Below are 16,043 nucleotides of genomic sequence, written 5' to 3'. Positions count from 1 at the left end.
GTCCCCACATGCCGAACATGATCGACCACTTTTGGGCGAAGGAAGGCTCGCCCTGTCTGCCCATGCGGTGTCTGCCAGGTTGCGCAATGCAAGGCATCCTGCCTGGCATCGCTGTCGCGCTAGGACGTACGGTAACGAAATTGCCGCGAGAAAAATCCGAGACTGTCATTTCAGTGTCTTCAGAGATCCACACTTTCTGTGGATAAGTCTTGGGACAACCGCAAAGGGGCAGGTCTGCGCACGGCGAATTGCCTGCCCCGCCAACAAATCGATCAAATTTTAACCAGCTCAGGCAGCCGGGCTATCGGCATGAAAACCTCAACAAATCAAGCCATTGACAGCCTGATGTGCGTCGCGCAACACCTGCCTGATAACTATGAAACATGCCAAGCCCCTGTTGTAGCGTCAGGGCATGCGCGGGCTTTCTCATGAGGATACCACAGCCACCATCAGGCTGAACCGGTGGTTGGCAGGCATCCTCCTCATTGCTGACAGCGATGCGACAGGGCTGGCCGCATGGCCGGCAGACTCCTATACTGTGCCGTCCCGATTTTGGCCTCGATCCGATCAGCGTGCCGCTTGGCACGGTATCGTCGTGCCCTCGATTCCCGGCCAGCCATCAGCGCCGGGGCTCATTCATTACAAGTCGCGCCCGCTTCTCCTGACCGCTGACGCTGCCCGCCGCCACCAAGTGCCCGGGCGCGGGCGCACGAAGCCCGGGTGCGCAGCTCAGAGCGTTCACACAAGGCAATGGCGAAGAAACTCTTCATCAAGACTCACGGCTGCCAGATGAACGAGTATGACTCCGCGCGCATGGCGGATCTGCTCGGCGAATCGCATCAGATGGAAGTCACCAGCGACGAATCCGAAGCAGACGTCATCCTGCTCAACACCTGCTCCATCCGCGAGAAGGCGCAGGAGAAGGTGTTCCACCAGCTGGGACGCTGGAAGAAGCTCAAGGAAAAGAACCCGGAGCTGGTGATCGGCGTTGGCGGCTGCGTGGCCAGTCAGGAAGGTGACAACCTGCGCAAGCGTGCCCCGCATGTGGACATGGTGTTCGGCCCGCAGACCCTGCACCGCGTGCCGAAGATGCTCGATACCCGCCGCGACAGCCTCAAGCAGATTTCCGTCGTCGATGTGACCTTCCCCGAGATCGAGAAGTTCGACAATCTGCCCGCGCCCAAGAGCGACGGCGCCAGCGCCTTCGTCTCGGTGATGGAGGGCTGCTCCAAGTACTGCACCTTCTGCGTGGTGCCCTACACCCGCGGCGAGGAAGTCTCTCGCCCCTTCGAGAGGGTGATGGATGAAGTCATCCACCTGGCCGAACAGGGCGTGCGCGAGATCAACCTGCTGGGCCAGAACGTCAACGCCTACGCCGGTCTCAATCAGCTGGGTGAGGAGATCGACCTCGCCGAACTGATCAGCTGCGTGGCGCAGGTCGAGGGCATCGACCGCATCCGCTTCACCACCTCGCATCCGCTGGAGTTCAAGGACTCGCTGATCGAGGCCTTCGGTGAGATCCCGGAGCTGGTCAGTCACCTGCACCTGCCGGTGCAGTCGGGTTCCAACCGCATCCTGGCGGCGATGAAGCGTGGCCATGAGCGTGACCTCTACATCGACAAGCTCGAACGCATCCGCGCGCTGCGCCCGGACATCAGCTTCTCCTCCGACTTCATCGTCGGCTTCCCGGGCGAGACCGATCAGGACTTCATGGATACCATGGATCTGATCGGCCAGATCGGCTTCGATCACTCCTTCAGCTTCATCTACTCCGCACGCCCGGGCACTCCGGCGGCGAATCTGGAAGACGACACCCCGGAAGAGGTGAAGAAGGAGCGCCTGCTCATCCTGCAGGACCGCATCAACCAGCAGGCGATGCAGATCGGTCGCAAGATGGTCGGCACCACCCAGCGCATCCTGGTCTCCGGCTTCTCGCCGCGTGACCCGGGCCTGCTGTCAGGGCGTACCGAGAACAATCGGGTGGTCAACTTCCGCGCCGCCAACCCGACCGAGCTGATCGGCTACCTGGTGGATGTCGAGATCACCGAGGCCTACCCCAACTCGCTGCGCGGTGAGCTCAGCTCGCCCTACCGCTATTGATCGCTCGTCACTCCCGACATTGACGAGGCGCCATCAGCCCCCGCTATCAAGCAGATAGCCACGCTGGCCGTACAGGACAATTGCCCTGTACGGCCATCGCGCATTAAGCTCTCTTGAGACTTCGGCAACGCGTCACCATTGACACTGAAATGGCGCCGTCATGCGCCGTGGCGGCCCTCATCGCCAAGCCTCTTCGCCACTCATCACTATCAGGATATTCGACGCCTTGAGCCACCAGTCACAGCAAGCCAATCGCATTCTCAACATGACGCTTGAGCCGGCAGACCCGCAGCGTCTGGCCAGCCTGACCGGTCAGCGCGACGAGCATCTCAAGCTGATCGAATCCCGGCTCGGTGTCACCCTGCGCAACCGCGGCAACGACTTCCAGATCGCGGGTCCTGCCGCGGCCGTCAAGGCGACCGCCAACGTCCTCGAGCACCTGTACCGCGAGACAGGGGCCGGTGAGGTCGATGCCGAGACCGTGCATCTGTTCCTGCAGGAATCCGGCGTCGAGGCGCTGGTCGAAGCCGCCGAAGACCAGGGCGCCACCTACGGCGATGTGGTGATTCGCACGCCAAAGGTGGTCGTGCGCCCGCGCGGCTTCAATCAGCAGGGCTATGTCACCGAGATGCGCAATCACGACATCAACTTCGGCATCGGCCCGGCCGGTACCGGCAAGACCTACCTTGCCGTCGCGGCGGCCGTGGAAGCGCTCAACAACAACGAAGTGCGACGTATCCTGCTGGTGCGTCCGGCGGTCGAGGCCGGCGAGAAGCTCGGCTTCCTGCCCGGCGACCTGGCCCAGAAGATCGACCCCTACCTGCGCCCGCTCTACGACGCCCTGTACGAGATGCTCGGCTTCGAACACGTCAACAAGATGATCGAGCGCCAGATCATCGAGATCGCGCCGCTGGCCTACATGCGCGGCCGGACGCTCAACAACGCCTACATCATTCTCGACGAGTCCCAGAACACCACGCGTGAGCAGATGAAGATGTTCTTGACGCGCATCGGTTTCGGCTCCACCGCCGTCATCACTGGTGACGTCTCGCAGGTCGATCTGCCGCGTGGTACTCAGTCCGGCCTTGCCCATGTGCTGGAAGTGCTCAAGGACACCCCGGGGATCAGCATCACGCGCTTCCTGGCCAAGGACGTCGTGCGCCACCCGCTGGTGCAGCGCATCGTCGAGGCCTACGACACCTTCGAGGCCGCGGAGGAGCAGCAGGAAGGCGAGCGTCGCGAGAAGCGTCAAGCCGAGCGTGAAGCCCGCATGGCAGCACTCAATGCCCAGAGCAACATACCACCCGCCGACAGCACCCCGCCGGGAGGTAGCCAGTGAGCGAAGCCCCTGCGGTCATGGTGGACCTGCAACTGGCCATCGGCGAGAGTGAATTCGATGGTCAGCCGCTGCCGGCCAGCCATCAGCTGGAAGCCTGGGTGGCGGCTGCGCTGCTGGCCGCCGCGGAAGATGGCGCACTCGAGCGCGAGGCCAGCGACGCCGCGGCGCCGTACGAGCTGACCGTGCGACTGGTGGAAGAAGCCGAGAGTCAGGGCCTCAATCGCGATTATCGTGGCAAGGATTCCCCGACCAATGTGCTGTCCTTCCCGCATGAGCCGCTGGATCTGGACGACTTCGCCCTGCCGCCGGAACTGGCCGCGCGCTTCGCCGAGGAAGTCGAGGACGACAGCCTGCCGCTTGCGAGCATGCCGGAGGGCGATCTGGACGCTGGCGAAGAGGAAGATCTCGACGGCCACAACATCGACGATGTCATGCTGGCGTCAGACACGTTGAGCGATGCTGACGAGCAGAGCCCTGATGAGCAGCGCTTTCTGGGCGACCTGATCATCAGCGTGCATGTCGTCGCCCGCGAAGCGCGGGAACAGGGCAAATCGCTGGAACATCATTTCGCCCACATGCTGGTCCATGGCACCTTGCACTTGCTCGGCTATGACCATATCGAGGACGATGAAGCCGAACGCATGGAAGCGCTCGAGCGTCATGTGCTGGCAGGGCTCGGCATCGCCGACCCCTACCGGGAAGAGAATCACTGATGCCGGCGCCCCTGCGCATCGGCAGCCCCGATACCGCCACGACGATGGGGTATCGCCACCGAGGAAAAGAGAAACTAACGCATGAGCGAAGACCGATCGGGAAGCCAATCGAAAACCTGGCTCGATAAGCTGTTCGGCGCCTTCTCAAGCGACACCGACGAACCCAGCTCCCGTAGCGAGCTGCTCCAGTTTCTGGCTGAGGTAGGCCCACGCCTCAACCTCGATCAGGACGCCATCGCCATCATCGAAGGCGCGCTGGAAATCAGCGACCAGCAGGTGCGCGAGGTGATGATCCCCCGCTCCCAGGTGCAGGCCATTCAGGTCGATCAGCGCCCGGAGGAGTACCTGCCGCTGATTCTCGAATCGGCTCACTCCCGCTATCCCGTCATCGACGAGAACCTCGACGAGGTGCTCGGCATCCTGCTGGCCAAGGACCTGCTGCCGCTGATTCTGCAAAATGACAGCGAGCGCAAGCGCTTCGATCTGCGCGAAGCGATCCGTCCGGCGATGTTCATCCCTGAATCCAAGCGCCTCAACAGCCTGCTCAAGGAATTCCGCGAGACCCGCAACCACATGGCGGTGGTCATCGACGAGTACGGCGGCACGGCAGGCCTTGTCACCATCGAGGATATCCTCGAGCAGATCGTCGGGGATATCGAGGATGAGCACGACACCGATGAGGATGAGGACATTCGCGAGCTGGGCGATGGTCAATTCGCCGTCAGCGCGCTGACCACCATCGATGACTTCAACGAGCACTTCGATACCGACTTCTCCGATGAGGAATTCGACACCATCGGTGGTCTGATGATCCAGCGCTTCGGCCACATGCCGCGCCGTCAGGAATCCACCGATTTCGCCGGCTGGCGTTTCACGGTGCTCAATGCGGACAATCGTCGCATTCGTCAGGTACAGGTATGCCGTCTGGAAGATGCCACCGGTGTCGCGCCGCCCTCGGCCGAGCATCGTGCGCACATCAGCGGCGAGTGATTCATGGCCTGACCACAGGCTGACCCGATAGAGGACAATGCCAGACACATCCGCCGATGTGTCTGGCATTTTACAAGGAGAGCGGCATGTCAGATTCCCCCCGCGCGAGGAGCTTCCCGGGCGCCTCGTTGCTGGCCAATGTACTGGCGACCATTGCCGGGGTACTGGTCACCCTGAGCTTTGCCCCCTTCGAGCAGTGGTGGCTGGGCCCGATCGGCGCAGGCCTGCTCTACGGGGCGCTGCGCATGGAAGGTGGTGGCTTCCTGCGCGCCTGGTGGTTCGGGGTCGGCCTGTTCGGCAGCGGGGCCAGCTGGGTCTATGTCTCGATTCATGATTATGGCTATACCGGCATGCCGCTGGCGGTGCTGCTGACGATGCTGTTCGTGGCCTGCATGGCGCTGTTCCCGATGCTGTGGATGGGTCTGTGGCAGCGCTTCTGCTCACGCAAGCTCGATGTGCTGTCATTCGCCGCGGTGTTCGTGCTCAGCGAGCTGTTCCGCACCTGGGCCTTCACCGGCTTCCCGTGGCTGCTGCTGGGCAACAGTGCCGTGGGCTCGCCGCTGGCCAGCTGGGTGCCAGTGCTTGGGGTCTACGGTATCTCGCTGATCATCGCGCTGTCCGGGGCGCTGCTGTGGAATCTGGCCCTGCGTCGCCGCTGGTGGGCGATCGCGCCACTGATCGTGCTGTGGAGCGCGGGGCTGCTGCTGCCGACCGACTGGACACAGTCCGGCGGCCAGCCGGCGCGCGTCGCTCTGCTGCAAGGCAACCTGCCGCAGTTGATCAAGTGGAGCGCCGAAGGTCAGCGCCGTGCGGCCAATACCTACGCCGCGATGACGCGCGCCGTGCAGGACGATGCCGACCTGATCGTCTGGCCGGAGACGGCACTGCCGATGCTGCGCGACCAGGCCGAGCCCTTCCTCGAGCGCATCCAGGCCACTCTGCCGCCCAAGACCGGTCTGATGACCGGGATCGTCGAGCGTGACGCCGACAATCGCTTCTACAACAGCGTGATTCCCATCGATGACCCTTCGGCCCAGTATCGCAAGGAGCACCTGGTGCCCTTCGGCGAGTATGTACCGCTGGAAAGCTGGTTGCGGGGCATCATCGGCTTCCTGGACCTGCCGATGTCGAGCATGCAGTCAGGCGACAGCCAGCAGCCGCCGCTGATGGTCAGCGGTCTGCGTATCGGCGTGGCGATCTGCTACGAGATCGTCTATCCGGAGCTGGTCCGCCAGCGCGCCTTGAGCTCTACCGTGCTGCTGACCGTCTCCAACGACACCTGGTTCGGTCACTCCATCGGCCCGCTGCAGCACCTGCAGATGGCCCAGCTGCGCGCGCTGGAAAACGGCCGCTATCTGCTGCGAGCCACCAGCAATGGCGTCACGGCGATCATCTCGCCGCAGGGTGAGATCATCGCCCAAGGCCCCCAGTTCGAGGAGGCCACCGTCACTGGCGATATCCGCCTGCAACTGGGCATGACGCCCTGGATGCACTACGGCCTGCTGCCGGTGTGGATCCTGATCGGGCTGCTGCTGGCGCCGGGCCTCGTGCTGGGCATCAACGAATGCCTCAAGGCGCGCCGTCAACATCCGCAGGACGCCTGAGACCCATAATGCCTGAGCCCCAGAACGCCTGCGCCCCCTGGGCCTCAGACGCTTGAACGCTCAACCTTACCCGTTGCCGGGCCGATGCCCGGCACTGCCTCTGCACAAGCGAGACCACAATGGGCATCACAGAGTTACTCGGCATCATCAAGGACCTGGTATTGCCGCCCGGCGGGCCTCTCCTGCTGCTGTTTCTGGCCATGCTCGTGCTCAAGCGCTGGCCGGGCCTGGCACGCGCCATGATGGTCGTGGCCATTCTGGGCATGTGGCTGCTGTCCTCGCCGGTCGTCTCCACGCGCCTGATGTCAGGGCTGGAGCGTATTCAACCCAGTGAACCGGCAGAGTGGATCCAGGCGCAGGCCGTGGTGGTGCTTTCCGGCGGACGCTACTACGACGCCCCGGAGCTGCAGGGTCGCGATCGCATCAATGGCGAGACGCTCAGCCGTCTGGACGAAGGCGTACGCGTGGCACGCAACGCGGAGCTGCCGATTCTGCTCACCGGTGGCAAGGTATCGTCTTCCGATGACGGCACCCTCGCCGAGCTGATGCAGCGCTCGCTGATCGATGAATTCGACTACCCGGCGCGCTGGCTGGAAAACCGCAGCGAGAACACCCAGCAGAATGCGCTCTTCACGCGCGAGATGCTCGAGCAGGACGACATCAACAAGATCGTGCTGGTGACCAGCGCCTGGCACATGCCGCGCGCGATGCGCAACTTCCAAAATCAGGGCTTCCGCACCATCATCCCGGCGCCGGTGGGCTACACCACGGTGTCGGGACTGGGCATCGATGCCTGGATCCCCAACAGCTCCGCGCTGACCCAGTCACGTTGGGCACTGCATGAATGGATCGGCTGGCTGGTGGGTCGCTAGACCCGACAGCACTGCTGGCAAGGCAAGCGAAGGACTGCTGGCAAGACACACGAAGGGCTGCCCATGGGCAGCCCTTCGTGTGTCTATATAACCCGCTCATCGGGAGCTTATCGCAGGATTACGCTCAGTCGTCGCTGTCACGCATCCAGCTGGCCTCCTTGAGCCATGGCCCCAGCTGGCGGCGCTGGAAGGCGCGATCGCGCGTCCACTCGTCACTGCCGACATGCGCCGTGCCGCCAGGCGCTTCTCCCAGCAAGTCATCCGGGAACTTCAGGCTGTCACGACCCTTGATCTGCAGCGAGTAACACCGGTCGTGGCTGACCAGGCTTTCGCGCAGATAGCGCCACACGCACTCCTTCATGAACCACTGATCGATATTCGGCGTCTCGACATGCTGTGGCTGCCACCGGGCCAACAATGTCTCGAGTGGCGGCAGGACTCCGGCCACCCCGCCCCATAGCCCCGCCAGCACCAGATCGGTATGACTCCACCAGTCACGCATGACATGGAAGAAGCGCCCGGACGTCAGCCACATCTGCACCGCGCGCACTTCGCGCAGGCTGATGACGCTGTCGCAGTCGCGGACCACGAAGTAACCCACCGTCGGGTCATCGGCGACCGCGAAGCGCCAACACAGCCGCTGTCTCAGGGTGTCACTGGCGGGACGCTCGATCAGCTCGGCGTCCAGTTGCCGCGCCAGAGCCAGGAAGTCATCGGGCACGCTGTCATCGTGATAGAGCCGAACCTGCCACCCCGGATACAGCACCGGCGCCAACAGCAGGTTATGCAGCATGCCGTTCAGGTAGCGCGGCCCCTTGCCCCAGAGGCCGAAGGCCAGCACTCGCGTCTTGCCGGCCGCGACTGCCGAGGGGGGGTCAGCGGGCAGTCGCCAGCCCTTCGCCAACGGCAGGCTCCCATGCCGCTCATCCTTCAGCGCCAGGGCGCGACTGCCATACTCGCGTGCCTCATCGTGGCGCTTGAGCCTGGCCGCGCTGCTGGCCAGCGAGTCGAACAGCACCGGATTGCGACAGCCCCGTGCGGCCAATGCCTCACCGGCCGCCAGCGAGCCAGCGGCATCATTGGCACGCGACAGACACACCACCTGGTTGAGCGCGATCTCTTCATCGGCCGGACACTCCACATGCCCCTGGGCCAGAATCTGGCTGGCCGAGCGATAATCCGCAAGCAGAAAGAGGTAATAGGAGATCTGCTTGAAGAGGCCCGCATCACGTGGGCGCGGGCGCTGGTTGAAGTGCTCGATCAGCTGTTGCAATGCCTTGTGGCGCTGACCGGCGATCCAGGTGGCATGCGCCGGGGCGAACCAGTCTGACGGTGTCGCCATCAGCTCTGATCACTCTCGTCGGTCGTGGGGGGCTGACGAGTGACGGGCGGCGCGCCACGCGAGAAGAAACGATGTCCACAGGCATGGCAGGGCTCCAGCACGCTGGGGCGCGTGAGCGTGGTGGTCGACTCACAGTGCACGCAATGCAATAGCCCCGGCGCGATGACCTCGCCGCTGGTGTAGTCGGCGCGCGCGGCCTCGAGGTCTTCCTCGAAGTGGGCGCGGTCCACCACGGTGCGGTCCGCGATCGACATCAGCGCGGAACTGACACTGCGCGACAACACCGAGAGATCGATCCCCAGCCAGCTGGCGATCCCTTCTCCGCCGGTCGCCAGGTGGCGGCGGAATTCACGCATGTCACGCTCGACCCAGGCACGCAGCAGCGCCAGCTCGTCCAGCGTGAATTCCTCGACCTCGGCCTCGAACTTGACCGCCTCATCCAGCTCGGCCTTGAGGCCATCCCACGACAGCTCACCACTGCTGTCTTCCAGACGCGAAAGGATTCGCCCATAGGCATCGCCGAGACGTCCTTCACCTTCGCCCTGCAACTGACTGGAGGCTGAGCGCGAGGGCATCGGCGTATCTTCAAAGCCACTGTCGTACGAGGACGTGGCAGCCGTATTACGCTCCGTGGCGCTGATCGGCTCATGGGGATCGCGGGGTTCACGTGGTTGGCTCATGGACTCTCCTTGTGTCTTCACCTTCTCCCGTACTGCGGGAGGGCATGGCGCTCTACCTTCAGCATGGTGGTGTTGGCGTTGCGACACAAGCCACACGCTTCCACTCCCTGACACGCATCAAGCGCGTGGCACTGGCAGCATGAAGCGCATACGCCTGGCGCCACGGCACTCGCCTCCCCTACCTGAGGCCTGGCGTCTGGGGTAGACTTGACCCCATCGCAGACAGTGGCGGCCCATCCCGATGTGACCGCCCACCTCTTCACGCCCTGCCTGTCCCTGGTGACGGGTAGCGGCCAATGCCAAGGTAGTGACGGACCCGATGGATTCACAGGATACTTCTCAACAGTACGCTCCCGATCAGATCGAACAGGCTGCCCAGCAGTACTGGGAGAAAAATCAGTGTTTCAAGGCGGTGGAAGATGCCAACCGCGAGAAGTTCTACTGCCTGTCAATGTTCCCCTACCCCAGCGGCAAGCTGCACATGGGGCACGTGCGCAACTACACCATCGGTGACGTGATCTCGCGCTTCCAGCGCATGCAGGGCAAGAACGTCATGCAGCCGATGGGCTGGGACGCCTTCGGCCTGCCGGCGGAAAACGCCGCGATGAAGAACAACGTCGCGCCGGGCAAGTGGACCCACGAGAACATTGCCTACATGCGCGATCAGCTCAAGGCACTGGGCTTCGCCTACGACTGGAGCCGTGAGTTCGCCACCTGCGACCTGGAATACTATCGCTGGGAGCAGTGGTTCTTCGCCAAGCTGGTCGAGAAGGGTGTCGTCTACAAGAAGAGTTCCATCGTCAACTGGGACCCGGCGGACCAGACCGTGCTCGCCAATGAGCAGGTCATCGACGGCCGTGGCTGGCGTTCCGGCGCGCTGATCGAGCGCAAGGAAATCCCGCAGTGGTTCCTGCGCATCACCGACTATGCCGAAGAGTTGCTGGCCGACCTCGACAAGGTCGAGTGGCCGGAGCAGGTCAAGACCATGCAGCGCAACTGGATCGGCAAGTCGCGCGGTGTCGAGCTGAGCTTCGGCCTCGACGCCAGGGCAAGCCAGGTACAGGAATCCCTGACCGTCTTCACCACCCGTCCGGACACCCTGATGGGCGTGACCTACGTCGGCGTCGCCGCCGCTCACCCGCTGGCCAAGGCCGCGGCGGAGCACAATGCGGAGCTTGCCGAGTTCAACGCCGAGTGCGCGCGTGGCGGCACCAGCGAAGCCGACATGGCGACCATGGAAAAACGCGGCATGGATACCGGCTTCAAGGCCATCCACCCGCTGACCGGCCGTGAAGTGCCGGTCTTCGTCGCCAACTTCGTGCTGATGGAATACGGCACCGGTGCCGTGATGGCCGTGCCGGCCCACGACGAGCGTGACCACGAATTCGCCACCAAGTACGACCTGCCGATCGAAGCCGTGATCGCCGATGCCGACGGCAATGCGCCTGACGTCAGCGACGCCGCCTTCACCGATCACGGCGTGCTGATCAACTCCGGTGACTTCGATGGCCTCGACTTCGAGAGTGCCTTCGATGCCATCGCAGCGCGCCTGGTCGAACAGGGCCGTGGTGAAGTCAAGACCAACTTCCGCCTGCGCGACTGGGGTGTTTCCCGTCAGCGCTACTGGGGCGCGCCGATCCCGGTCAAGAATGGCCCCAACGGAGAATCCATCCCGCTGACCGACGACGAACTGCCGGTCGCTCTGCCGCTGGAAGTCGAATTCGACGCCTCCGGCGGCTCGCCGATCAAGAAGATGCCGTCCTTCAGTGACCTGGGCGATGGCTGGCAGCGCGAGACCGATACCTTCGACACCTTCATGGAGTCCTCCTGGTACTACGCGCGCTTCTGCTGTGCGGACAACGCCGATGCCATGCTGGACGAACGCGCCAACTACTGGCTGCCGGTCGACTACTACATCGGCGGCATCGAGCATGCCATCCTGCACCTGCTCTACTCGCGCTTCTTCCACAAGCTGATGCGTGACTTCGGCCTGGTCGACAGCGACGAACCGTTCAAGCAGCTGCTGACCCAGGGCATGGTGGTCGCGGATACCTACTACCGCATCAATGAGAAAGGCGGCCGCGACTGGTTCAACCCGCTGGACGTGGACGTCGAGACCGACGGCAAGGGCCGCGCCGTCAAGGCCGTGTTGAAGTCCGATGGTCTGCCGGTGGAAATCGGTGGCACCGAGAAGATGTCGAAGTCCAAGAACAACGGCGTGGACCCGCAGTCGATGATCGACCGCTTCGGTGCCGACACCGTGCGCCTGTTCATGATGTTCGCCGCGCCGCCGGAGCAGTCGCTGGAATGGTCCGATTCCGGTGTCGAGGGCGCACACCGCTTCGTCAAGCGCGTCTGGCGTCTGGTTCACGAGCATGTCGCCGCCGGCACTCCGGGCGCGCTGGACGTGACTGCCCTGAACGATGATCAGAAGGCGCTGCGTCGCAAGACACACGAGACCATCGCCAAGTGCAGCGACGACATCGGCCGCCGCACCACCTTCAACACCGCCATCGCGGCCGTGATGGAGCTGGTCAACGCCATCAGCCGCTTCGAGGACACCTCCGAGCAGGGCCTGGCCGTCAGCCGTGAAGCCGTCGAGGCCTGCGTGCTGCTGCTGTCACCGATCATCCCGCATGCCAGCCACTCGCTGTGGGCGACACTGGGCCACGACGAAGCCGTGATCGATGCCAGCTGGCCGGTCGCTGATATTGATGCGATGAAGAAGGACAGCATCGAGCTGGTCGTACAGGTCAACGGCAAGCTGCGTGCGCGTCTGTCCTTCGCCGCCGATGCCGATCGCGACGCCATCGAAGCCGCTGCGCTGGCAGATGCCAATGTCTCCAAGCACACCGATGGCAAGACGGTGCGCAAGGTGATCGTGGTGCCGGGCAAGCTGGTCAATATCGTCGCCAACTGATAGCAACCCGACCAGGCAGAGCAAGATACCGGCGGCCCGAGTCGCCGGTCCCATCAGAGGCCGACAGACGAGTAGAAAATGTCGGTCTCTGACGGCCATATTCCGTGCGCTGCGTGATGCTGACAGGCACCACGCAGCGCTCTCGCAAGATATTCATGACACCCGTTCATGACAGGAGGTCACGGTGACGCAAGCGAAGTCTTCCAGTGTTTCAACAGACACATCAGAGCGTGCATCCCGCGGCCTCGGCCGCCGTCGTGTGCTGGCCGCCCTCGGCGTCGGCCTGGCGCTGACACTGAGCGGCTGCGGCTTCCAGCTGCGCGGCGTGAACGATGCGCCGATGGCCATCACCGAGCTGGACGTCCAGGCACCGATCACCAAGACCCACGACGCCCTGCGCGACGCTCTCGAGCGTGCCGACGTCCAGTTGAGCGACAGCGCCCCGCTGACCCTCAACCTGGGCAAGGTCCGTGAGAACGTGCAGCAGATCACCTACGGCGATGCCGGCAGCATCAAGCGTGAACTGACCTATCGCCTGACCTACTCGCTGCAGCGCAAGTCCGATGGGGCCTATCTGACCAACCAGCAGGAGCTGCAGGCCAGCAGCTTCTTCTATACCAACGATGATGACCTGCTCAACACCGATGACCTCCGCGAGCGTGCGGCCGGGGAAGTCAATCGTGACCTGAGCCGTCAGCTGCTGGAGCGCCTGCGCTCGATCACTCCCTGACACCTCTGGATCGGCGCGATGTCCAACGCCAGAGCGTACTGACAGCACGGCTCCGCGCCATCGGGCAACCGACCATCGCGGAGCCGTGTTCGTCTATCGTCCACCGGCATCACCGCCCTCGCCTGCGCAATATCGAAGGACATTCATGAAGGTCTATCCCGACAAGCTCGACGAGCAGCTCAACAAGCGCCTGTCTCCCGTCTATATCGTGGCCGGTGACGAGCCGCTGATTCATCAGGAAAGCTGCGACGCCATCCGGCGTGCGGCGCGTGCCGCCGGTGTCGAGGAGCGCGAGGTACTGCATGTCGAGAATGGCTTTCAGTGGGGCCGTTTGACCGAGTCTGCCGCCAGCATGTCACTGTTCGCCTCGCGCAAGCTGATCGAGCTGCGCCTGGGCACCCAGAGTGCCGGCCAGGAAGGCAGCAAGGTCCTCAAGGCCTACGCCGAGCGCATCGAGAAGGATGGCGACATCCTGCTGATCACCGCAGCGCGTCTCGATCGCAAGGTGCAGCAGACGGCGTGGTTCAAGGCATTGGAGAAGGTCGGCGTCTTCATCGCAGTCTGGCCGGTGGACCACTCCCGCCTCGGCTTCTGGATTCGCGATCGCGCCCGTCGTCACGGCCTCGAGCTGAATCAGGACGCCGCCCGCCTGCTGGCAGAGCGCATCGAGGGCAATCTGCTGGCCGCGGATCAGGAGCTTCAGAAGCTGGCGCTGCTGCACCCGCCGGGCGCACGCCTGGATGGCAATGCCATCGTCCAGGGCGTCGAGGACAATGCCCGCTATGATGTCTTCACGCTGGCCGATGCGTGTCTGAAGGGGGAAGTCGAGCGCAGTGGCCGCATCGTGCTCGGGCTCAGGGGAGAAGGCGTCGAGCCGCCGGTGATCCTGTGGGCACTGACCCGCGAGCTGCGCACCCTGCTCTCGCTGCGCCAGCACCTCGATCAAGGCCAGAGCTTCGAGCATGCCTGCAAGGCGCAGAAGCCGATGATCTTCGACAAGCGTCGCCCCTTCTATCAACAGGCACTCAACCGCCTGCCCCACAAGCGCCTGCACAAGCTGCTGCTGTTCTCGCAGCGACTCGACATGGCGATCAAGGGCGGGATGACGCTGCCCATCTGGGACGGGATGGTCGATCTCGCCCTGACACTCGCCGGCGGACGCGGCCCACTGGCCGAACTACCTCATGCCTACAAGGTGGTGTGATTCAGACCCCAGGGAGAACGCATGCAGACTTCCTTCAGCACACTTGACGAAGCCGTCGATATCGAGACTCTGCGACGGTGGCTCGCCGCAGGCAATACCCTGACAGTGGAAGTGCAGACGCTGGATCAAGGGCTTCATGTGGTCCGCCTGCATCACGCCGCTGGCATCAGTCGCCTGGTCGATGACAACGGCCAGTCCCTGCGCTTCACCGGCACACAGTGGATCAGCCGCCTGCTGTTGCCGCTGGGGCTGACCCACGGCGTGCAGACCTGGGCGGAAGTGCAAGATGAGATGATCGGCCTGCCCACGACGCCGACCGACAATGCCAGCCTGCTGGCCCATGGCACGCGCGTGGCCTTCCAGACGCTGTAGTCATCTATCATCCCATGCGCAAGCCCCCGCCAGTTCACTGACGGGGGCCATTGCCATTGGGGCATGCCTGCGGGTCTCAAGCGAACATTCGATCTGCGCTCAGTGCGCCGTATCCGCCCTGGACTTCACGAATGCCTTGTAGCCGTAGAGCTTGCGCGGATTGTCGCGGAATATCCTCTCGCGCATCTCGCGCTCCGGCAACCAGCGCTGCATCAGCTCGGCCAGGGTGTCCTCTTCCGGCATCTCGACGCCGATATAGGGATGCGGCCAGTCACTGCCCCACACGACGCGCTCCGGATTGGCCGCCACCAGCGCCCGCACCAGCGCCGTGACATCGGAGTAAGGCAAGCGACCACGCGTGGTCAGCCGGTAAGGCGCCGACAGCTTGACCCAGGTGCGCCCTTGCTTGAGCAGTCGACACAGCGCGGCAAAGCCGGGGCACTCCGGGCCACGCGTGGCCGCCAGATGGCCCATGTGGTCGATTACCACCGGCACCGGCAAGCTACCTAGGCGCGCTTCCATGTCACGGAAGGTCGAGACGTCGATCAGACATTCCAGGTGCCACTTGAAGCGTGCCAGGCGGTCCGCCAGCAGCACCACATCACGCCAGCGCAACCCGCCGGCGAAGATCAGGTTGAGGCGAACGCCACACACTCCCAGCTCGGAGAGTCGCTCAAGCTCGGCATCACTGATGTCGGGCGTGACAACCGCCACGCCACGATAGTCCAGCCCACGCTCGCGACAGCTCTGCAGGCTGTCGCACAGCAGGCGATTGTCATAGCCATAGACACTGGGCTGTATCAGCACGCCGTGGCTGGCGCCCAATGCATGATGCATCTCGAGTGCTTCACTGAGCCCCACAGGCGCCGGGTCATAGGTTCTGTCCGCCGCCAATGGGTAACGCACCGGGTCACCAAACAGGTGAAGGTGACAATCAATACTGCCCGCCGGCAACCGGAAGGTCAGGGGGTGTGGCAAGGGTCTGGGCGGCGTGGCGCGCGGCAGATCCTGCTCGACATGATTCCAGTCCATCGATGCGACTCCCTCGCGTAACCTCAATCATCAAGCCCGGGGCGACGTGACGCTCGATCGCCCACTGCCACGATACTGCGCCGCCCCTCTCGTTTCCAGACAAAAGCCTGCCGACGAAAAAGCGGCATGTCCGAAGACATGCCGC

General features: G+C 63.6%; 14 protein-coding genes. 11 read left to right on the top strand and 3 right to left on the bottom strand.

Annotated features, from left to right (window positions below):
* Nucleotides 1–750: 750 nt before the first annotated feature.
* The 6 genes from miaB (at nt 751) to NH396_RS05790 (ending at nt 7,618) form a co-directional block, all read left to right on the top strand.
* Nucleotides 751–2,100, top strand: a complete 1,350-nt coding sequence (gene miaB / locus NH396_RS05815) for a tRNA (N6-isopentenyl adenosine(37)-C2)-methylthiotransferase MiaB (RefSeq protein ID WP_176678260.1) — start codon at nt 751–753, stop codon at nt 2,098–2,100.
* Between the two features lie 226 nt (nt 2,101–2,326).
* Nucleotides 2,327–3,439, top strand: coding sequence for a PhoH family protein (locus NH396_RS05810; protein ID WP_176676241.1), 1,113 nt, complete (start codon nt 2,327–2,329; stop codon nt 3,437–3,439).
* A 17-nt stretch (nt 3,440–3,456) separates the two neighbouring features.
* Nucleotides 3,457–4,152, top strand: a complete 696-nt coding sequence (gene ybeY / locus NH396_RS05805) for an rRNA maturation RNase YbeY (protein ID WP_253062732.1) — start codon at nt 3,457–3,459, stop codon at nt 4,150–4,152.
* Between the two features lie 81 nt (nt 4,153–4,233).
* Nucleotides 4,234–5,142 carry a transporter associated domain-containing protein gene (locus tag NH396_RS05800; RefSeq protein WP_176676239.1) on the top strand — a complete coding sequence of 303 codons (909 nt, stop codon included), beginning with the start codon at nt 4,234–4,236 and terminating at the stop codon, nt 5,140–5,142.
* 86 nt (nt 5,143–5,228) lie between these two features.
* Entirely contained in the window at nt 5,229–6,746 is a 1,518-nt protein-coding gene (gene lnt, locus NH396_RS05795) for an apolipoprotein N-acyltransferase (RefSeq protein WP_176676238.1), read from the top strand.
* 119 nt (nt 6,747–6,865) lie between these two features.
* Nucleotides 6,866–7,618: a YdcF family protein gene (locus NH396_RS05790; protein ID WP_043335281.1), complete on the top strand. Its 753-nt coding sequence runs from the start codon at nt 6,866–6,868 to the stop codon at nt 7,616–7,618.
* A 124-nt stretch (nt 7,619–7,742) separates the two neighbouring features.
* Here the strand turns inward: NH396_RS05790 and NH396_RS05785 are convergent, their stop codons facing one another.
* Both NH396_RS05785 and NH396_RS05780 read right to left on the bottom strand, forming a co-directional pair.
* Nucleotides 7,743–8,960 (bottom strand): tetratricopeptide repeat protein, encoded by a 1,218-nt coding sequence (locus NH396_RS05785; RefSeq protein ID WP_176676237.1) that lies wholly within the window; start codon nt 8,958–8,960, stop codon nt 7,743–7,745.
* Nucleotides 8,960–9,640 (bottom strand): zinc ribbon-containing protein, encoded by a 681-nt coding sequence (locus tag NH396_RS05780; RefSeq protein WP_306424388.1) that lies wholly within the window; start codon nt 9,638–9,640, stop codon nt 8,960–8,962. Before NH396_RS05780 ends, NH396_RS05785 begins: the two co-directional genes overlap by 1 nt.
* A gap of 11 nt (nt 9,641–9,651) precedes the next feature.
* On the opposite strand from NH396_RS05780, the gene NH396_RS17015 reads away from it, so the two are divergent.
* The 5 genes from NH396_RS17015 to NH396_RS05760 all read left to right on the top strand — a co-directional run bounded on the left by NH396_RS17015 (nt 9,652) and on the right by NH396_RS05760 (nt 14,866).
* A complete protein-coding gene (locus NH396_RS17015) occupies nt 9,652–9,783 on the top strand; it encodes a hypothetical protein (RefSeq protein WP_282627795.1) in 132 nt (43 codons plus the stop codon).
* Between the two features lie 176 nt (nt 9,784–9,959).
* On the top strand, nt 9,960–12,560 hold the full coding sequence (gene leuS / locus NH396_RS05775; RefSeq protein WP_176676236.1) for a leucine--tRNA ligase: 2,601 nt from the start codon (nt 9,960–9,962) through the stop codon (nt 12,558–12,560).
* 184 nt (nt 12,561–12,744) lie between these two features.
* On the top strand, nt 12,745–13,290 hold the full coding sequence (gene lptE / locus NH396_RS05770; protein ID WP_176676235.1) for an LPS assembly lipoprotein LptE: 546 nt from the start codon (nt 12,745–12,747) through the stop codon (nt 13,288–13,290).
* Nucleotides 13,291–13,435: 145 nt separating this feature from the next.
* Entirely contained in the window at nt 13,436–14,494 is a 1,059-nt protein-coding gene (gene holA / locus NH396_RS05765; RefSeq protein ID WP_176676234.1) for a DNA polymerase III subunit delta, read from the top strand.
* A 21-nt stretch (nt 14,495–14,515) separates the two neighbouring features.
* The gene (locus NH396_RS05760) at nt 14,516–14,866 is read left to right on the top strand and encodes a DUF6482 family protein (RefSeq protein ID WP_176676233.1); all 351 of its coding nucleotides are present in this window, start codon (nt 14,516–14,518) and stop codon (nt 14,864–14,866) included.
* A gap of 99 nt (nt 14,867–14,965) precedes the next feature.
* On the opposite strand, the gene NH396_RS05755 is transcribed toward NH396_RS05760, so the two are convergent.
* Nucleotides 14,966–15,898 (bottom strand): amidohydrolase family protein, encoded by a 933-nt coding sequence (locus NH396_RS05755; RefSeq protein ID WP_176676232.1) that lies wholly within the window; start codon nt 15,896–15,898, stop codon nt 14,966–14,968.
* Between the last annotated feature and the right edge of the window lie 145 nt (nt 15,899–16,043).

Source organism: Cobetia sp. Dlab-2-AX, assembly GCF_024124625.1.
Taxonomy (GTDB): domain Bacteria; phylum Pseudomonadota; class Gammaproteobacteria; order Pseudomonadales; family Halomonadaceae; genus Cobetia.
The sequence above is the reverse complement of the archived record's forward strand: the minus strand, read 5'-3'. Positions and strand labels throughout refer to the sequence as shown.